17 protein-coding genes and 1 pseudogene are annotated in these 17,545 nt (G+C 60.5%); 10 read left to right on the forward strand and 8 right to left on the reverse strand.

Annotated elements, in window-relative coordinates; genetic code table 11:
* Positions 1-423, reverse strand: a pseudogene (locus OUZ52_RS18295) (acyl-CoA dehydrogenase family protein); the annotation flags it as partial.
* A 301-nt stretch (positions 424-724) separates the two neighbouring features.
* Here OUZ52_RS18295 and OUZ52_RS18300 point away from each other — a divergent pair.
* Both OUZ52_RS18300 and OUZ52_RS18305 read left to right on the forward strand, forming a co-directional pair.
* Positions 725-2,032, forward strand: a complete 1,308-nt coding sequence (locus OUZ52_RS18300; protein WP_266159969.1) for an ABC transporter permease — start codon at positions 725-727, stop codon at positions 2,030-2,032.
* A gap of 14 nt (positions 2,033-2,046) precedes the next feature.
* Positions 2,047-3,270, forward strand: a complete 1,224-nt coding sequence (locus OUZ52_RS18305; protein WP_266159970.1) for an ABC transporter permease — start codon at positions 2,047-2,049, stop codon at positions 3,268-3,270.
* A 28-nt stretch (positions 3,271-3,298) separates the two neighbouring features.
* Here the strand turns inward: OUZ52_RS18305 and OUZ52_RS18310 are convergent, their stop codons facing one another.
* On the reverse strand, positions 3,299-4,288 hold the full coding sequence (locus tag OUZ52_RS18310) for a helix-turn-helix transcriptional regulator (protein ID WP_266159971.1): 990 nt from the start codon (positions 4,286-4,288) through the stop codon (positions 3,299-3,301).
* Positions 4,289-4,383: 95 nt separating this feature from the next.
* Between OUZ52_RS18310 and OUZ52_RS18315 the strand changes: the two genes are divergently transcribed.
* Positions 4,384-5,265, forward strand: a complete 882-nt coding sequence (locus OUZ52_RS18315) for a hypothetical protein (protein WP_266159972.1) — start codon at positions 4,384-4,386, stop codon at positions 5,263-5,265.
* The gene (locus tag OUZ52_RS18320) at positions 5,262-5,912 is read left to right on the forward strand and encodes a LysE family translocator (RefSeq protein ID WP_266159973.1); all 651 of its coding nucleotides are present in this window, start codon (positions 5,262-5,264) and stop codon (positions 5,910-5,912) included. The genes OUZ52_RS18315 and OUZ52_RS18320 overlap by 4 nt, the downstream gene beginning before the upstream one ends.
* 49 nt (positions 5,913-5,961) lie before the next feature.
* Here OUZ52_RS18320 and OUZ52_RS18325 read toward each other — a convergent pair whose 3' ends face one another.
* The 4 genes from OUZ52_RS18325 to wrbA form a co-directional block, all read right to left on the reverse strand.
* Positions 5,962-6,843 carry a hypothetical protein gene (locus OUZ52_RS18325; protein ID WP_266159974.1) on the reverse strand — a complete coding sequence of 294 codons (882 nt, stop codon included), beginning with the start codon at positions 6,841-6,843 and terminating at the stop codon, positions 5,962-5,964.
* 163 nt (positions 6,844-7,006) lie between these two features.
* Positions 7,007-7,576 carry a hypothetical protein gene (locus tag OUZ52_RS18330; RefSeq protein WP_266159975.1) on the reverse strand — a complete coding sequence of 190 codons (570 nt, stop codon included), beginning with the start codon at positions 7,574-7,576 and terminating at the stop codon, positions 7,007-7,009.
* A 324-nt stretch (positions 7,577-7,900) separates the two neighbouring features.
* Positions 7,901-8,251 carry a DUF2069 domain-containing protein gene (locus OUZ52_RS18335; protein ID WP_266159976.1) on the reverse strand — a complete coding sequence of 117 codons (351 nt, stop codon included), beginning with the start codon at positions 8,249-8,251 and terminating at the stop codon, positions 7,901-7,903.
* The gene (gene wrbA, locus OUZ52_RS18340) at positions 8,248-8,850 is read right to left on the reverse strand and encodes an NAD(P)H:quinone oxidoreductase (RefSeq protein WP_266159977.1); all 603 of its coding nucleotides are present in this window, start codon (positions 8,848-8,850) and stop codon (positions 8,248-8,250) included. Before wrbA ends, OUZ52_RS18335 begins: the two co-directional genes overlap by 4 nt.
* Before the next feature lie 96 nt (positions 8,851-8,946).
* Between wrbA and OUZ52_RS18345 the strand changes: the two genes are divergently transcribed.
* The 3 genes from OUZ52_RS18345 to OUZ52_RS18355 all read left to right on the forward strand — a co-directional run bounded on the left by OUZ52_RS18345 (position 8,947) and on the right by OUZ52_RS18355 (position 11,079).
* The gene (locus tag OUZ52_RS18345; RefSeq protein WP_266159978.1) at positions 8,947-10,233 is read left to right on the forward strand and encodes a YihY family inner membrane protein; all 1,287 of its coding nucleotides are present in this window, start codon (positions 8,947-8,949) and stop codon (positions 10,231-10,233) included.
* On the forward strand, positions 10,230-10,721 hold the full coding sequence (locus OUZ52_RS18350; RefSeq protein WP_266159979.1) for a TlpA family protein disulfide reductase: 492 nt from the start codon (positions 10,230-10,232) through the stop codon (positions 10,719-10,721). Before OUZ52_RS18345 ends, OUZ52_RS18350 begins: the two co-directional genes overlap by 4 nt.
* A gap of 91 nt (positions 10,722-10,812) precedes the next feature.
* The gene (locus OUZ52_RS18355; RefSeq protein WP_266159980.1) at positions 10,813-11,079 is read left to right on the forward strand and encodes an acylphosphatase; all 267 of its coding nucleotides are present in this window, start codon (positions 10,813-10,815) and stop codon (positions 11,077-11,079) included.
* An 81-nt stretch (positions 11,080-11,160) separates the two neighbouring features.
* Here the strand turns inward: OUZ52_RS18355 and OUZ52_RS22900 are convergent, their stop codons facing one another.
* Together OUZ52_RS22900 and OUZ52_RS18365 are read right to left on the reverse strand one after the other, a co-directional pair.
* Positions 11,161-11,352, reverse strand: a complete 192-nt coding sequence (locus tag OUZ52_RS22900; protein ID WP_323135371.1) for a hypothetical protein — start codon at positions 11,350-11,352, stop codon at positions 11,161-11,163.
* Positions 11,353-11,672: 320 nt separating this feature from the next.
* Positions 11,673-13,793 (reverse strand): M13 family metallopeptidase, encoded by a 2,121-nt coding sequence (locus OUZ52_RS18365; protein WP_266159981.1) that lies wholly within the window; start codon positions 13,791-13,793, stop codon positions 11,673-11,675.
* A gap of 394 nt (positions 13,794-14,187) precedes the next feature.
* Between OUZ52_RS18365 and OUZ52_RS18370 the strand changes: the two genes are divergently transcribed.
* The 3 genes from OUZ52_RS18370 to OUZ52_RS18380 form a co-directional block, all read left to right on the forward strand.
* Positions 14,188-14,511 carry a putative quinol monooxygenase gene (locus OUZ52_RS18370; RefSeq protein WP_266159982.1) on the forward strand — a complete coding sequence of 108 codons (324 nt, stop codon included), beginning with the start codon at positions 14,188-14,190 and terminating at the stop codon, positions 14,509-14,511.
* Between the two features lie 280 nt (positions 14,512-14,791).
* Positions 14,792-16,495 carry a phospholipase C gene (locus tag OUZ52_RS18375; RefSeq protein ID WP_266159983.1) on the forward strand — a complete coding sequence of 568 codons (1,704 nt, stop codon included), beginning with the start codon at positions 14,792-14,794 and terminating at the stop codon, positions 16,493-16,495.
* A gap of 196 nt (positions 16,496-16,691) precedes the next feature.
* The coding region (locus OUZ52_RS18380; protein WP_266159984.1) for a multicopper oxidase domain-containing protein at positions 16,692-17,545 on the forward strand (854 nt) is incomplete at its 3' end.

Here is a 17,545-nt window from a genome sequence, read left to right on the forward strand (position 1 = left end):
GGAGGCTTTCAATGCGGTCGCCGCACCATCGGTCATCGCCAGCGGGCAGGTATAGAACTCGCTGGCAAGGTGATACAGATACACCCGCGCGAACTGCTCCAGCCGCGCGTATTCGCTGGCCTGATGGCCTGCGGCGAGCACGCTGTGACGAGTGGTGAGCTGGGGCCCCTCCTGCCAGGCGGCGGTCAGTTCGATGCGGTCGACGCGCTGGCCCCAGGCATCCCACTGCGTCAGCACCGGTTTGCGGCGGCTGCTGTGGGTAAAGCGGTGCCAGGCGAACTGGGCATAGTTGCCCAGCGCGTCGAGATCGTGGTCAAGCGCGGCGCGGCGTTCGGCGGGAAGCACACGGTCAAGCAGGCTGCAAAGCAGGCGGTCGTGGCGATAAGGATGGGCGAGCTGGGGTGCGTCTTGCAGGAATTCCATGGCCTGATTCCGACGGATTGATCGGCTCAGTATAGGCCGCTGACGTCGGCGCGCACTTGGATGCGGATAGGCATCGTGCGACTTGAATCACCTGCGCCGGCATCGCGGCCATGACGCTGTCCGCCTGTCCGCTGGCGGTGTCCGCGGACAGCCTGCTTGCCGCTGTGGCGACGCCGTTATGCTTGCTGTAGCGCGCTCTGCCCATGGTTTGACGGGCTGGCACGCCGCTTGCTGAGCATGCTGGTGACCGTCGTTCGCGTGTGCGTCGAGAGGGTCCAATCTCACTGGGATTTCACGCCGCGTGTTCAGTTACTACTTTCAGCTCGGCTTGCGCAGTTTGCGCCGCAATCCGCTGTTGACCGCACTGATGGTGATGGCAATCGGCTTTGGCGTCGCTGCATCGATGACGACCTGGTCGGTGTTTCGCGTCACTTCCGGCAATCCGATTCCGCAGAAGTCATCGAGCCTGTTCATTGCGCAGGTCGACAACTACGGCCAGGGCAATAACGACGCGGGCGAGCCGCTGCCCTGGCTGACCTATACCGACGCCATGGCCTTGATGCACGCGCATCAGGCCAAGCGACAGACCGCGCTTTACGCCATCGCCACCTCGGCGGTTCCTGCTGACCCGCAACGACTGGCTTTTCCGGCCAGGGGCTATGCCACGTATGGCGACTTCTTTGCGATGTTCGATGTGCCGTTTCTGTTTGGTAGCGGCTGGTCGGCGAGCGACGACGAGGCGCATGCCAGCGTGGTGGTGATCGGGCGCGAATTGAACGAGAAGATTTTCGCCGGTGCCAACAGTGTGGGGCGCGAGATCAATCTCGATGGGGTGAACTACCGGGTTGTCGGCGTAACCGACCGTTGGGAGGTCAGGCCGCGCTTTTTCGATCTCGACAATCGAGGCGGCTTTGGCGTTGCCGGGCAGGTCTATCTGCCCTTTACCCGCGCCCTGGATCTAAGGCTGAAAACCGCTAGTGGGATTACCTGCAACCGTGACGTAGGTTCGGGCTGGGAGAGTTTTCTGCACTCCGACTGCGTGTGGGTTTCGCTGTGGGCGGAATTGCCCACGGCGGCCGATGCCGAGCGCTACCGCCAGTTTCTGTACGGTTATGCCGCCCAGCAGCAGCGCACCGGGCGCTTCGGCTGGGCGCCCAATGTGCGGTTGCGCGATGTCATGCAATGGTTGAGTTATCGGCACGTGGTGCCCAAGGAGGCGCAAATCTCGCTGCTGGTCGCGTTTAGTTTTTTGTTGATTTGCCTGGTCAATACTGCTGGTCTGCTGCTGGCCAAGTTCATGCGGCGCGCGCCGGAAATCGGCGTGCGCCGAGCGCTGGGGGCATCGAAGCTGGCCGTCTATATGCAGTTCATGATCGAGGCGGCCAGCGTCGGTTTGGCTGGCGCCGTGCTGGGCCTGTTGCTGACAGGCCTGGGAATGTTATGCGTCGATCGCGTGTTTGATCCGTCGATTGCCAAGCTGGCGCATATCGACCTTTCCCTGGTCGGGTTGACGATTGTCGTTTCCGTGCTCAGTACCTTGCTGGCTGCGTTTTATCCCACCTGGCGGGCGGCGCAAGTGCAGCCGGCCTGGCAGCTGAAATCCAACTGAGCCGGAGAGACATCATGCAGATCAAACCGATTATCTCCGCGTTAAAGCATCACAAGGCCGGTACCCTGCTGATCGCCATGCAGGTCGCGCTGACGCTGGCGATTGTCTGCAATGCGTTGTTCATCATCCGTCAGCGCATCGAGCATTTGTCGCGGCCCACCGGCATCGAAGAAAGTCAGCTGTTGACGATCGCCAATCACTGGGTTGGCAAGAAAGAAGACGATTATTCTCCCGCCAAGGTCGATGTGGCTGCGTTGCGCCAGATCCCCGGCGTCGTCGATGCGTATTCCACCAATGCCTATCCGCTGATCGGTAACGGCTGGAAAAGTGGTGTGCGCAAAGACCCGCAAGCGAAGGATCAGGTCGGCGTCTCTGCAGTCTATTTTGTCGACGATCACGCCTTGCCTACCTTGGGCTTAAAGCTTGTCGCGGGGCGTAATTTCCGCGCGGATGAAATTGGTGAGATGGGGCAGAACGGCAATCCGGATGCACCGATCATCATCATTACCAAGGCGTTTGCCGACAAAGCTTTTCCCGATGGTTCGGCCTTGGGCAAACCACTTTATCTGGGGACCAGAGGCGGCAGGCCGAGCATCGTGATCGGCGTGGTGGAACGGCTAGAGTCACCGTCGCCGGAGGACGAGGGCGCGGAATCGCAGTACACGACGCTGGTGCCATGGCGTCTAAACAGAGATTTCAGCAGCTTCGTTGTGCGTACGCAGCCGGGTCAGCTCGATGCGGTGGCCAAGGCGGCGCCTGCGGCGCTGAGTGCCGTCACTCGCATGCGGGTGATCCCCGACGATGGCGTGCAGACCTTTGCCGAAGTACGTGAGGCCGCCTACAAAAGCGATCACGGCATGGTCGAGTTGATGGCTGCGGTTTGCGTGGTACTGCTGGCAATCACGGCTTCAGGCATCGTCGGCCTGACCAGTTTCTGGGTCGGACAGCGGCGTAAGCAAATTGGCGTACGCCGTGCCTTGGGCGCGACCAAGCGCGATATTCTCAGTTACTTTCTGACCGAAAACCTGTTGATCAGCCTGCTCGGTGTGGTGGTGGGAACCGTACTCGGGATTGGCCTGAATCTATGGATGATGGCGCAGTTCGAAATGAATCGCTTGACGATGAATTATGTATTGACCGGTGTGGTCGCTTTGTTGCTGCTCGGTCAAGCGGCGGTGCTGGCACCCGCCCTGCGCGCCTCGCGGGTATCTCCGGTCGAGGCGACACGTACGGTCTGAGTGTGCACGCAGGCTGGGTCTTGCTGTCTCAGCCCAGTCTGCGTTTGGTCGATGATTTGGGCACGCCCGCTTTGGCCAAGGTGCGTAGCCGCACGGAGCAGGCCTTGAGTTCATCGCGCAATTGGGCTGGGTAGTGCACGACAAAGTCGAACGACAAGGCCGCCAACTGGCGCGCGAACCAGTTGAGGTCGTCGGCGCTACTGCGTAGCAGTACACCATCGGCAGTGTGCTCGAACAGGCCAAAGGCCAGCGAGAACGCGCGGCGCGCGGTTTTCAAATCGGTACGCAGCAATACTTCGATGCGGTGGCTGCGCGGTATGTTGGCCAGGCTGAAAACCAGTTGCTGCAATGGATCGAAACCCTGCGGCCGCTCGAAATGCCGCTCCAGCAACTTGATCTCGGCAATCCGGTCCAGCCGGAACGAGCGCAGATCTTTGCGCAAATGGCACATGCCGACGGTGTACCAGGCGCCTGCGCGAAAGGCCAGGCCGTAGGGGTCGAATTCGCGCTGAGTGTGTTGGTGCTGGCCCGAGTCATAGCTCATGAACACGCGCTGCTGTGACTGGGCGGCCGTGGTAAGCGTAATCAGCGCGGCATTGCTGCCAGGGGTATGGGTGGCATCGGCCAGGTCCACCTTGACGGTTTCGCCGATGGCCTGCGTCTGCCGGCGCAGTTTCTCGGGCATGACCCGGCTCAGCTTGGCCTGTGCGCTTTCCACCGCCGGCGCGGCTTCGGCCAGGCCGAGACTGCGCGCGGCAACCAAGCCCACGGACAAGGCCAGCGCCTCATCGTTGGTGAACATCATCGGCGGCATCTTGAAGCCGGCGACCAGCATGTAGGCGCCGTAGCGGCCACGCTCCGTCGTAATGGGAATGCCTAGCTCTTCCAGCATGACGATGTAGCGGCGCAGCGTGCGCACATCCACATCCACCCGGCGTGCCAGCTCCGGGCCGCTGATGCGGCCCTGGCTTTGCAGTAATTCCAGCACTGCCAGCACGCGGGTAGTCGGTAGGGCCATGGCGGCAAGTGTAGTGATTAATCAGGTCGAATATTGTCCTGATTGGCACCTAAGCTTTGAAACATCCATCACGCACAGCGCTTAGGGGAGTTTCTGTGAAGTCATCGCACCGCCGTGGGTATGCCGTGTTGTTTGCCATCGCTGCCGCCATCGGCATCGGCCTGGCCGGGCCGGCCGCCGCCGCATCCCAAGCCAATCACCACACCGAGAGCCTGCCCAGCATGGATTCCGTCAAACACCTGCACGGTTATCAAGTCATCGAGTTGCGTCGCTACACCACCTCGGAGGGCGCGCGCGGGCGCTTTGCCAGGTATTTCGATACCTACTTCCCTGAGGCGTTCGAGCAACTCGGGGCGATGGTCTTCGGTCAGTTTCTGGAGCGCGCCAACCCCAATCACTTTATCTGGCTGCGTGGCTATAAAGATTTGCAGGCACGCCCGGTGGTCAATGCGAGTTTTTATTACGGGCCGCTATGGCGTGAGCATCGCGATAAGGTCAACCCGATCCTGCCCGACAGCGACAATGTGATGCTGATGCAGCCGCTACGGCCCGACACCGAAATCAGCGTGTTGCCGGCAGTGGATCCGGTGCTGGAAGAAAAGGGTGCGCAAGGCGTGGGCGTGATGCAGCTGATCGCGATCAAGAAAGGCCATGAAGCCGCTGTCGCGCAACAGGCAGAGGCGCTATTTGCCAGCTATCGTCTTGCCGGTGTGCATCCAGCAGGCATCCTGGTCACGCTGGATGTACCGAATAATTTCCCACAGTTGCCGATACGCAGCGATGGGCCTTGGCTGGTCTGGCTAGGCGTGGCGCAAGATAATCAAGTGTTGGAAAAACAGCTCAAGCCCGCGATGAAAGTCGCCGCGCAAACCCTGCTCGATAGCGGCTTGCTGCGCGAAGCGCCCGAGCTTATCGAGCTCGATCCCACCCCCCGTTCGCGTCTGCGTTGGTTGCCCGGGGCCGAGGCTTCGCCATGACTCACTATGCGCATCTATGGTTGTTCTTTGTGATCGTGTTCGGGGTGATTGCCTTGCCCGGCCTGGACATGGCCTTTGTGCTCGGCAGCTCGCTCAGTGGCGGTCGTCGCCGCGGCATGGCGGCGGTGAGCGGCATCGTTGCCGGCGGGGTTTGCCATGTCACGATGACAGCGCTGGGTATCGGTGTGTTGCTCAAGCTGATTCCCGGGGTGTTCAACGCGGTGCTGCTGGCGGGAGCGCTGTACATCGCCTGGATCGGTATCTCGCTGTTGCGCAGTCGGTCGGGTTTCGATACGCCCGGTCTGGATGCCTCGATCAATTCGACGGCGGGCTCTGGGCATACGACGTTCTGGCAGGGTTTGCTGACCGCCTTGCTCAATCCCAAGGCGTATCTATTCATGCTGGCGATTTTCCCGCAGTTTCTGCGCCCGGCTTATGGCGCGATCTGGGTTCAGGCGCTGGTGCTGTGGGGCATTATCGCGGTCACTCAATTCACCGTGTACGGCGGCATCGCCTGGATGGCCGATGCGGTGCGCGCATGGCTTAAGCAACGGCCCGATTCCGGTCTGCTGGCAACGCGCTGGGTAGGTGTCTTGTTGATTGCCGCGGCGTTGTTTACCGGTGTCGAGGGCTGGCGCGGGATGTGAAGAAGCATTGCTGCTGGTGTCCCCCTTGTTGGCACGACCCAGCCATGTGCTACGGCTTTAACGGCAAAAGGCCGATTTGCCGCAGCCCCTCTTCAAGCTCGCGGCGATTGCCTTGCTTGGACCAGCCGCTGACTGTTTTTACCACCTTGCCGTTGTGCAAGAAATAAAACGCGGGCGTGGCCCAGATGTCGATCATCGGCCAGTCGCTCTGGCGATAGGCTGGGCTCATGGAGAATGCCGGATTCTGCTTATTCCAGCGTGCCAGCACATCAAAGTTCGCATTGCCGTCCTGCGGTGTGATCCATCGGGCATGCGAGGCAAATGCTTTGCTGAAAGCCGGATCGGCCTGTATGTCATGCATGGCCCGCTTGGACGGGTGGCATAAGGGGTGGGAGACCACAATGATTTGCGTCGCTGGGCGGGTTAAATCGACAACGCTGCGGCGCATTTCAAGGCCGTCTGGCCCGTCGCTTAAAGCAAGCACGGATGGACCAGGCTCAATCGGCTTATTCGAGTCTCGATAGATGGGTAAGGGTTTGAATGTTTGAGCGGGGCGTTGCTTGCTGAGCAGCTTTGCGTCGTCGAATTTTCGCTGCGAAACCAGGGTGGCATACAGGTCGGCGTAGTTGTTTGCGGAGTCCAGCTTTCGTCGGGCCAGCTCGGCCAAATCAAGCTGCATGTCTGCCAGATATTTTTTATCGAAAGTGTAGAACGCAGCGAGATGGGCCGACTTATAGAGAAATTGAAGATCGTGGTCGTTAATGGACGCTAGTCTTTCGGCGTTTTGATCGGGCGATATTTTATCGTCGTAGATCCGACTTATTTTATTTGCTTTTTTTCTGAAAAATATTCCGTCATCACGGTAACTGACGTCATCAATGCGGTTGAAGTTTTTCTCAATCAAGCTGGGGGCGTCTTTGGCGTGAGTCATGGTTGATCCAGCCATGGCACAAAGACAGGTTATCGTGGATATCGCCATGCTGAGCGATCGAGATGCATCGGGCATTGGGGCTCTCTGATTAGGGTGCGCAAAGGTTCGCCAAGTCCTGAGAGGGGCTTGTCCAAGCGTCCAAGCCCCTTCCGCTGGAGTGTGTTCAGCAGCCTGTCATGCAGATCATGTCGGGGTAGCTGGAACAGTTATGCGGGCCGACACAGCGGAAACCTTCATGATCGTCTTCCATCTCGCGCTGAGAAATCACCGGCGGCGTGACTAGTCGATCCGCTTCGTTTGAGACACGAATACCTTTCAGCGCCCCCATCGTGCGCTGCGCGCCAAACAAGCCAAGCACCTGATACGCCTGGCTCGCGGAGAGTTCATTTACCAAGTCGGCGTAGTCATAGCTGACGAGACCGTTTTCATTGAAAAACAGGCTGGCAAGCAGGCGTTGCTTTGCGCCAGGTGAGAGCCATTCGAGTGGAGATTGAGCCTTGGGCGTGGTTGCCAGATATCGAACGAGGTCGTCTTGAGACTTGATCGGGGCCAGCAAAAAATCCAGGCGGTTTTGTATTTGTCTTTGCTTGGCGATGGCCGTCGCGGCGGCGGTTATGGCATCGCTAGGCGGGAGATTTGGCTTGCCTTGAAGCGGCGTTACATCCTGGGCGAAAGCGATGGCACCCATGGACAGGCTTAGGCTAAACACGATGGATGTGAATGATGCTTTCATGGTGATTACTTCCTGTAAGGGGAGCCATGCCGAGACACGATGTCTGGCAGGCACCATCGCGCGATGTCCTGGCGCGATCACGGCGGTAGGAGTCATTCGATAAGTGACGGCTGGGCCCCATCCCTGAGTTGACTGGTGCGCACTCCATGGCGATCCGCGAATGCTGTTGTTTCAGCGCGTGAGGTCGCCTTGGCAAGGGTGGAAGACACCCTGTGATATCGAGCGACCGGGGTTTATATCCCACGATGGGGATGACGAATCAATGTCCAGGGCAGTCTTTGTCCAGTTATTTGCCCTGCGACACCAGCGCGTGACAGCCGTGCGCTAAGCGCGTGGCTGTTTGCGTCTTACGCCCGCACCCAAGGTGCCGATCAACAGCAAGGTGAGCACGATCTCGACCCAGGCCAGCCCGCGTTCGCTGGATGAGCTCCAGCATTCAGAGACGCCGTGGCAGAAGTAGAACAAGCTGAGAATGCCGACCCATAGCAAGGCGCGGCGTATATCGCGGATTGCCAGCAAGGGCAGCAGCAAGGGGATCACGGTGATCGCCAGCACGATGCTGGGGCGCATCAGCTGTGCCGGGAATAGCCAGCCATGCCAGGCCAGTTGCAAGGCGAGCAGCGCAGCCCAGGCGAGCAAGCCGACTTTGTAGGTGGTGGCAATCGGCGCCCTCATGCAGCATTCGCCAACTTACGCGCCACCTCGGCCAGGCGACGGCCCAGCGCGCGGGCCAGGTCGCGTTCGTGTTCGCTGATCGGGTTGTCGCCTTTGGCGCCGGCGACGTGGCTGGCACCATAAGGCGTACCGCCGCTCTGCGTACTGCTGAGTGCCGGCTCGGTATAGGGCAGGCCGACCAGCAGCATGCCGTGATGCAGCAGCGGCAGCGCCATGCTCAGCAAGGTGGCTTCCTGGCCGCCATGCATGGTGCTGGTGGAGGTGAACAGCGCGGCGGGTTTGCCTGCCAGTGCGCCGCTGGCCCATTCGGCCCCGGTGCTGTCGAGAAAGTATTTCAGCGGCGCCGCCATATTGCCGAAGCGGGTCGGGCTGCCCATGGCCAACCCGGCGCAGTCGAGCAGATCTTGCCTGCTCACATACGGTGCGCCATCTTCGGGTTCGGGCGGCTGTGCGGTTTCGGTCACCGGTGCCACCGGTGGCACCTGGCGTAAGCGGGCCAGCATGCCGGGCACTTCTTCGATGCCACGGGCGATCAATCGGGCCAGTTGCGCGGTATGTCCGCTACGGCTGTAGTACAGGACCAGAATGGTTTGGTTCATGCGGCGGTTTGGGGCATCCGGTGGCAATGCGCTAGTGTACCGGCCGGATACCACTCAGGCTGCCATCGCGTACCGGCAGCTGCGGAAGGATGACCCATGGCCCTGCGTTTTAATCATCAGCGTTTCGAACGCGACCGCGTTTTCAGCTTCAGCCGCTTCGCCTGGCAGCGCTTTATGGACGACAAGTGCTTTGAAACGGCAGGTGCGCTGTCCTATACCACCCTGGTCTCGCTGGTGCCGCTGATCGTGGCGGTATTCGCCATGTTTGCCGCGTTTCCGGTGTTTGCCGGCGAGCGCGGCACCTTGATCGACTTCGCTTTTAAGAATTTCGTGCCTGCCGCGGGCGAGCGGGTGCAAGAGGCATTGGTGGCTTTCGCCAACCATGCCAGCCAGCTCACCGGCATCAGTATCTTGGTGATGCTGTTCAGCGCGGTGTCGATGATGGTCAGCATTGAAGACCGCTTGAACCGGATCTGGCGGGTGCATCAGGCGCGCGGCTGGGGTTCGCGGTTGCTGCTGTATTGGGCCGCCTTGACCTTGGGCCCGATCTTGATGGTTGGCGGCATCGCCGTGGCTTCTTATGTCACCGCCTTGCCGCTGGTAAGCGATGCGGCCGGGCACTTGGGCCTGGGCCGTCGCTTGCTCGGCACCTTGCCGTTCACGGTGACCTTCGTCACGTTGTGGCTGATGTATACGATGATTCCCAATCGCCGCGTATCGCGCCGCGACGCGGCGATTGGCGCCTTGCTCGGCGCGGTGCTGTTCGAGGTCGCGCGCTGGGGTTTCGCCTTGTTCGTGCGCACTGCGCAGACCTATCAGCAGATTTACGGCGCACTGGCGGCCATCCCGATTTTTCTGCTGTGGATTTACTTGTCGTGGATCATCGTGATTCTGGGGGCGTCGATCGCTGCCTCGATATCGGCCTTCGATTACCAGGGGCCGCATGGCAGCTTGCCGGAGGGGGCCGAGTTTCTCGGCTTGCTGGTCGTACTGGGACACTTTGTCGATGCACAGCGCAGCGGCAACAGCGTCGATCCGGCGACGGTGCGTTTGCGCGAGCCTTATCTGCATAGCGCGTCGATTGCCGAATATTTCGACAATCTGCGTTGCGCCGACTTGATTCAGCGCGGTGAAGCCGGTGGTTGGTTGTTGAGCCGTAGCCTGGACAGCACCGACTTGCTGCGGGTGTATCAGCACAGCAATTATCGGCTGCCATTGCAGCCTGAGCAGGAGGCCGCCGGGCTGGGTATCAAGCTGCCAGGCGAACTGCTGGCCTTGCTGGCCGGCGTCGGTGAAGCCTTGCGCACGCACTTGGGCACACCGCTCGGTAGCGCCTATCCCCCTACATTTTCATCACTCGATGCCGAGGAAGTTTCCGCATGAAGCTGTTTTCGCCCATTGCCTTGCTTGCTGCTGCGCTGCTGTTGAGCGCGCCGATTCACGCCGCCATGCCCGAGCAACCCACGCTCAAGATCACCACCCTGGATGGCAAACCCTACGATCTGGCGGCGCAGCGAGGTCGTTGGGTGATCGTCAATTACTGGGCGACCTGGTGCGTGCCGTGCATTACCGAGATGCCGGATATTTCGCGCTTTGTCACGGCGCATAAGGACAAGGTCAGCGCGATCGGCCTGGCTTATGAAGACAGTGACAAGGCCGATGTCCAGGCCTTTCTGAAGAAGCATCCGGTGAGCTATCCGATTGCGCAAGTCACTTTGGATATGAAGCTGGCCGATTTCGATGAGCCACGCGGCTTGCCGACGACGTATCTGATTTCGCCCGATGGCAAAGTCGCCAAGCGGGTGGTCGGCCCCGTCACAGAAGCTTCACTTGGCGAGGCTATCGGTATTGCTAAGGTAGCCGGCAAATAATTTCGATGCTCGACTTGATGCGATGGACGAGAGCCGATTGACCGGCGCTGAAAACTCGCATCACACATGCAGCTAGGCGACGGAGTTTGCCATGAGCACAGTCAAATTCACGGTCAGTGGCAGGGTGCAGGGGGTGTTTTATCGCGCCGGCACTCGCGAGCAAGCGCTGGAGCTTGGTCTCACTGGCTATGCGAAGAATCTGCCGGATGGCAGCGTCGAAGTGCTCGCCAGCGGTAGCGGACAAGCCATCGAAGCGCTGGAGCGCTGGCTGTGGCATGGGCCGCCGGCGGCCAAGGTCGAATCGGTGTTGCAGGAGTACGTGCAGGTGCCGCCGCCGATCGGTTTTGTGGTCGCCTGACCGGCCTTTGCTTTTGCTGCTATCCGCTGGCCTGATCCTCCCCTCTGCCATGCATGCAGAGGGGAGGGGCTGGGTGGGCGATCAGAATTTCAGATTGGCCTGTAGATAAGCAAAGCGGCTTGGCAGGTCATAGGTCGATGCGTCATAGCCGTTGAGCGAACACGACAGGCAAATCGGCGGTGTCTTGTCGAACAAGTTGTTGATGCCGCCGACGATGGTCAGGTCCAGGTCGATCGGAAATTTCCAGCTTGCCCGCACATCGTGATATGTCACCGCGCCCAGGTGATGGGTGCCATTGGGGCGGTTCGGGGCGATCTCATTCGGCGCCGAGCAAATCGGGAAGCCCGCCGCACCGGCGCAATCTTCGCGTAGTGAGCTGAAGTAGCGCAGCTTGTAATCCAGCGTCCATGGGCCCTTGGCCCAGCCGGTGCCGAGTACCGAGGTCAGCCGTGGAATAGCGCTATCGGTCAGCTCGATGCCGACGCTGCGCGGCTCTCTGGCACCGAAGGGGATAAAAAAACGCCACGCATAAGCGTGGCGTTTTTTGTCTTGCGCCCCCTCGGCTGATGCAGAGGGAGGAAGCGCCTAGTGAATTACCAGATCTTCACTTGCTTGTCGGTCGAACGCACCATGGCATCGCCCGGCTTGCACTGGAACGCCGCCGCGAAGGCTTCCATGTTGGACGGCGCGCCAATCGCACGCAGCATGGCCGGTGCATGCGGGTCGCTGTTGAGGTAAACCACGGCCTGCTTCTCGCGCACGCTGCCACGCCACACGCGCGCCCAGCTGAGGAAGAAGCGCTGGTCGGCGGAATAACCGTCGACCTTCTGGTCGGTGCTGCCGGGCTGGGTCTTGAGGGCGGTGTGCAGCGCGTCATAAGCCACGTTGAGGCCGCCGAGATCAGCGATGTTCTCGCCCAGCGTCAGCTTGCCGTTGACATGCAGGTCGGGCTTGTCTTTCAGCGGGGTGTAATCGTCAAACTGCTTGACCAGCTTGTCGGTACGAGCGACGAATTTCTCGCTGTCGTCCTTGGTCCACCAGTTTTTGTTGTTGCCTTCGCCATCGAACTGGCTGCCCTGGTCGTCGAAGCCATGGCTGGCCTCGTGGCCGATCACCGCGCCGATACCGCCGTAGTTGATCGCGTCATCCGCATCGGCATCGAAGAACGGCGGCTGCAGGATCGCGGCCGGGAAGTTGATCGTGTTGTCGGTCGGGTTGTAGTACGCGTTGACCGTCTGCGGGGTCATGCTCCAGTCCTTGCGGTCGGTCGGCTTGCCGATCTTGGCCAGGTCGTACTGGTAGTTGAACTTGCCAGCGGCTTCGGCATTGGCGAAGTAACTGTCGGGCTTGATCTCCAGGCCGGACCAGTCGCGCCATTTCTCGGGGTAGCCGATCTTCGGCAGGAAGGTGTTCCACTTGGCGATTGCCTTGGCCTTGGTCTCGGCGCTCATCCAGTCGAGATTTTCGATGCGCGTCTTGAGGGCGTTGCGCACATTGTCGACCAGCACTTCGGCGCGCTGCTTGGCTTCGGGCTTGAACACCTTGTTGACATAGAGCTGGCCGAGGGCCTCGCCCACGCTGCCATTGACGCTGCCTAGCACGCGCTTCCAGCGCGGCTTCTGCTTGGGCTGGCCAGACAGGGTCTCGCCGTAGAAAGCGAAGCGGGCGTCCTGGAAATCCTGCGACAGGTAGTTGGCGGCGCCGTCGATGGCGTGGAAGCGCAGGTACGCCTGCCACTGGGCCACCGGGGTGGAAGCGAGCATCTTGTCGAACTGGGCAAAGAACTTCGGCTGCGACAGCGAGAAGCCCTTGTCGATGGTCACGCCCTGGGCGGTAAAGAACTTGGCCCAATCGAAATGCGGGGTGACTTTGTCAGCGTCTTTCACGCTGACGAAGTGGTATTGATTCTTCGGGTCGCGCGCGTCGACCGGCGACAGCGAGGCGGCGGCCAGCTCGGTTTCGAACTTCAGCACGTCGTCGGCCTGCTTTTTGGCATCGGCTTCGGCGACGCCGGTCAGCTGCAGCGACTTGGCGATATAGACAACGTAGGCGTCACGCAGATTTTTGTAGTCGGGCTTGGTGTAGTAGTCCTTGGTCGGCAAGCCGAGGCCCGATTCATTGGCGTAGCCGATCTGCATCTTGGCGTCCTGGAAATCCGGCGAAGAGCCGAAGTCGAACACCTGCTTGTCACCCTGGCTGAAGCGCTGGTCGATATACGAGACGATATCGGCGGTGTTTTTCAGGCCGGCGATCTGCTCCAGCTGCGGTTTGAGCGGGTCAAAGCCGGCCTTGTTGATGGCGGCCTCGTCCATGCCCGAGCGGTACAGCCAGCCGATTTTCTGCTCGATGCTGCCGGGCTTGGCGCTATCGGCGCCTTTGTTGGCTTCGTCGACGATGTCGTGCTGGGTATTGAGGCTGTTCTCCGCCAGCTGGTCGAAGGCGCCCCAACGGGTGCGGTCGTCCGGAATCGGGTTGGCGGCGACCCATTTGGCGCTGACGAAACCGTTGAAGTCCTGGCAAGCGTTGATATTCGGGTCGAGCTCGCTGACGTCGAACACGCTTTTCTTGGCCACGGGCGCTGCCGCTGCGGCGGCTGCCGTGCTGGGCTTGGCCGGTGCGGCCTGGTCGTTGTTGGCTTCCTGCTTGCCGCAAGCGGCGAGCGACAGGGCCAGGCTTACCGCAAGGGCAAGAGGCTTCAAATACGGCTTGGTCATGGAGATCCTCGTGGTGTACTGCCCTGTCGGGCGGGTTTTCTAAAGTAATGACCCGGCGTGAGCCGGGGCTTCAGACATGACCTTTCACGCTAGGCCAAGCCTCATGGGGCAAACAGTGTCAAAGGTCAGGGGGCAAGAGGCAAGCCGGACCGGCTCGAAGCTGCTATCTGCCTGACTTGCAGGACATTTATCGGGTCAACGGGCTGCGCATGCCGGCCCATTCACCCAGGCCGTTCGGACCAACTGGCCATTTGCCAGCGGGCGCCGGGCTGGATTGGCGACTGTCAGTTGATAGTGAAAATCCTCGCGAGGCATTTTTTAGCGCGTTCGGCCTGCCTATGCTCTCGCCGCTGCCTCGTCTGGCAGCGTCTACATCTTTATGTCTGGAGAACCCATGTCCGAGCTGCTCACCCTGGTCGTTTATCTCCGTGCCAAACCGGGTAAGGAAGAGGAACTCGGCCAGCGCCTGATGGCGCTGGTCGCTCCCACGAAAGCCGAAGCCGGTTGCTTTGCCTACGAGCTGCATCGCTCGAACGATGATCCGCAGACATGGATGCTTTACGAAAGCTGGAAGTCGAGGGCCGACCTCGATCTGCATTTGCAGATGCCTTATCTCAAGGATTTTTTCGGCGTTCTCGACGAGCTCTTGCGCGAGGATATGACGATGCATTTCTTTACCGCGGTACCCGCGCAGCAGGTCGCGTTGGCGCCGGCCTGAGTAAAGGCATTATTCAAGAGACTGTTCCAAGCATGCAGGGGCGCCCCGTCGGGGGCGTCCTTTTTTATGGATGGCAAGAAGCTTTTCTGCGTAAGTTCTTGTGCTTTTCCGGACTCGAAAAACGAGTCTGCAACTGGCTTGCGGGCTGTTACGAACATGTCATCTGCGCTAGCTATGGTGAGCGCTTGCAGTGCTCGATTTGGGCGATGAGAGGCGGCGGGAGAGCTGCTTACTCAACCATCCAGCCAGGGGAGGCGCGCGTAGTCCGGAGATATTAGCCATGCACTATCGCTTAGCCACTTGTCTTGCTGCCGGTGTACTTACGCTATCAGCCGCTTCATTCGGCCAGACCCAGGCATCCGCCGATGCGTTTTCCTGGCACCGTGGCCCGCATACCGCCACGCCGATCAAGCATCTGGTGGTGATCTTTCAAGAGAACGTTTCTTTCGATCACTACTTTGGCACGTATCCCTATGCCGCCAACGGGGCGGGTGAGCCGGCTTTTTATCCGCGCCCATTCACGCCCGACGTCAATGGCCTGACCCAGGCCTTGCTCAATCACAATCCCAATCAGGCGAACAGCGCGAACGGCTCGGGCGCGATCAATCCGTTTCGCTTGTCGCGCGCCCAGGCCGCAACCGCCGACCAGGATCACGACTACGCCGCCGAGCAGCAGGCTTTCAACGGTGGCGCGATGGATTTGTTTCCGAAATTCACCGGCAGTGGCGAAACGCTTCCGGGTGCGCCGGCAGACGAAAACGGCACCGGCCAGGTGATGGGCTATTACGATGGCAACACGGTCACCGCGATGTGGAACTATGCGCAGACCTTTGCGCTGAACGACAACAGCTACGGCACCACCTTCGGTCCTTCGACGCCGGGCGCGATCAATCTGATTTCCGGCCAGACCAATGGCATCAGTGCCACGCTTAACGGCACGGCGGCAGCGGTCGACGATGGTGCGGGCGGCCTCACCCTGGTGAGCGACGCCGACCCGATCGACGATGTTTGCTCCTCGCCCAGCGGCAATCAGGTGCAGCTGAGCGGTCGCAATATCGGTGACCTGCTCAATGACCAGCACCTCACCTGGGGTTTCTTCGAGGGCGGTTTTGATCTGACCGCGGTCAACTCCAACGGCAGCACCGGCTGCAAGCGCAAGAGCACGTCGGCGATCACCAAGGTGGCCAAGGCGGATTACATCCCGCATCACCAGCCCTTCCAGTACTACGCCTCGACCGCCAACCCGACGCATGCGCGGCCTTCTGCGGTGGCGATGATCGGGCGTACCGATGCGGCCAACCATCAATACGACCTCAACGACTTCTACGACGCCGTCAGCGCTGGCCATATGCCGGCGGTGAGTTTTCTCAAGGCCCCGGGTTATCAGGATGGTCACGCCGGTTATTCCGATCCGCTGGACGAGCAGCAGTTCATCGTGCACGTGATGAATTTCCTGCAGCATCAGCCGGAATGGCGCGATACCGCGGTGGTGATCGCCTATGACGACTCCGATGGCTGGTACGACCATCAAGCCGCTCCGCGCATCAATGCCTCTAGCAGCAGCGAGGACGCGCTCGATGGCGCCAATACCTGTAACGGCAACGGTGTCTTGCCGGGCGTGGCGCCGGGCAACCAACATGCCCAAGGCCGCTGCGGTTATGGCCCGCGCCTGCCGCTGCTGGTGATTTCACCGTGGGCACGCAGCAACGTGGTCGACCATACCCTTACCGATCAAAGCTCGGTGACCCGTTTCATCGAAGATAACTGGCTGCAAGGCCAGCGTATCGGCGGTGGTTCGTTCGACGCCGTGGCCGGCTCGCTGGAGCATATGTTCGACTTCCGCCGCCCGCTGATTTTCGATCGTCGCCTGATTCTCGATGAGCAGACCGGTCAGCCCAAGCATCCGTGGTACTGGCCGTGGTGGCAGGGTGATGCCTCGGTAGGCGGCTGGGGCGGCAATGAACATCATGACAAGGCCGGTTAAACCCGCTTGAATCGCGTTGCGATGTTTCGGAAAACCGCCGTCATGGCGGTTTTTCGGTTTCCGGGGATTAGTCCCATGCATCCCTTGCTGTCTGCATGGCCGTGCTCTATGAAGAGGCTGGCGTATTGCGCTGATGCTCTCAGGGTGCGGAGTGGCAACGGTTGCGTATCGACTAGGGCTTCATAGGTAACCCATCTTGCATCTGACCCGCCGTGAATTTTTGCAATGGTCCGCGCTAGGTATGGCGGCAAGCGTACTGCCCACGCGATTGCTGGCCCATGACATGCCCATGCCGATGAAGGGCAAGGGCGGCAGTGCGCTATGCCAGCACGCGGTAGCCGATCAGCTGGCGGTGCCCAAGCTGCTCGATCCGGCGCGGCTGGCGCCGTTTGTCGACCCGCTGCCGCTGCCGCCGGTGTTGCGGGCGAAACGCGGCGAGGTCTTGAAAGTCGCGATGCAAGAGAGCGAGCAGCGCCTACATCGCGACTTGCCGCCGACGCGGTTATGGACTTATGGCGGTTGCATGCCTGGCCCGACGATCGAGGCGGTCAGCGGCGAGCTGCTGCAAGTGGAATGGCGCAACGATTTGCCCGCGCGCCACTTCTTGCCCATCGACCGGCACATTCATGGTGCCGAGTCGGGTAAGCCTGAAGTGCGTGCGGTAGTGCATTTGCATGGCGCCCGCGCGCCGACGTCCAGCGATGGTTATCCCGATGACTGGTACGTGCCCGGCAAGGCACGGCTGCATACCTATCCCAACCGGCAGGACGCCGCGACGCTGTGGTATCACGATCACGCGATGGGCATTAACCGGTTGAATATCTACGCCGGCATGTTTGGCCTGACGCTGCTGCGCGATGCGCACGAACGATCGCTGGGTTTGCCGCAAGGCGAGCAGGAGGTGCCGCTGGTTTTATGCGACCGGCTATTGACCGAGGAGGCCCAGCTTTACTATCCGGTCTCTGGGCAAAGCGATGCACCGTGGGTGCCAGAGGTGTTCGGCAACGTCATCCTGGTCAATGGCGCGTTGTTGCCGCATTTGCAGGTGAC

It is taken from the genome of Dyella silvatica, assembly GCF_026283955.1.
Lineage (GTDB): Bacteria > Pseudomonadota > Gammaproteobacteria > Xanthomonadales > Rhodanobacteraceae > Dyella_C > Dyella_C silvatica.

What these genes read in the sequence shown, in the direction of transcription:
- OUZ52_RS18325 (WP_266159974.1), bottom strand. Translation starts at nt 6,843, where the DNA reads ATGACTCACGCCAAAGACGCCCCCAGCTTGATTGAGAAAAACTTCAAC.
- OUZ52_RS18350 (WP_266159979.1), top strand. Translation starts at nt 10,230, where the DNA reads ATGAAGCTGTTTTCGCCCATTGCCTTGCTTGCTGCTGCGCTGCTGTTG.
- OUZ52_RS18375 (WP_266159983.1), top strand. Translation starts at nt 14,792, where the DNA reads ATGCACTATCGCTTAGCCACTTGTCTTGCTGCCGGTGTACTTACGCTA.
- OUZ52_RS18355 (WP_266159980.1), top strand. Translation starts at nt 10,813, where the DNA reads ATGAGCACAGTCAAATTCACGGTCAGTGGCAGGGTGCAGGGGGTGTTT.
- OUZ52_RS18365 (WP_266159981.1), bottom strand. Translation starts at nt 13,793, where the DNA reads ATGACCAAGCCGTATTTGAAGCCTCTTGCCCTTGCGGTAAGCCTGGCC.
- OUZ52_RS18305 (WP_266159970.1), top strand. Translation starts at nt 2,047, where the DNA reads ATGCAGATCAAACCGATTATCTCCGCGTTAAAGCATCACAAGGCCGGT.
- wrbA (WP_266159977.1), bottom strand. Translation starts at nt 8,850, where the DNA reads ATGAACCAAACCATTCTGGTCCTGTACTACAGCCGTAGCGGACATACC.
- OUZ52_RS18320 (WP_266159973.1), top strand. Translation starts at nt 5,262, where the DNA reads ATGACTCACTATGCGCATCTATGGTTGTTCTTTGTGATCGTGTTCGGG.
- OUZ52_RS18335 (WP_266159976.1), bottom strand. Translation starts at nt 8,251, where the DNA reads ATGAGGGCGCCGATTGCCACCACCTACAAAGTCGGCTTGCTCGCCTGG.
- OUZ52_RS18330 (WP_266159975.1), bottom strand. Translation starts at nt 7,576, where the DNA reads ATGAAAGCATCATTCACATCCATCGTGTTTAGCCTAAGCCTGTCCATG.
- OUZ52_RS18310 (WP_266159971.1), bottom strand. Translation starts at nt 4,288, where the DNA reads ATGGCCCTACCGACTACCCGCGTGCTGGCAGTGCTGGAATTACTGCAA.
- OUZ52_RS18370 (WP_266159982.1), top strand. Translation starts at nt 14,188, where the DNA reads ATGTCCGAGCTGCTCACCCTGGTCGTTTATCTCCGTGCCAAACCGGGT.
- OUZ52_RS18345 (WP_266159978.1), top strand. Translation starts at nt 8,947, where the DNA reads ATGGCCCTGCGTTTTAATCATCAGCGTTTCGAACGCGACCGCGTTTTC.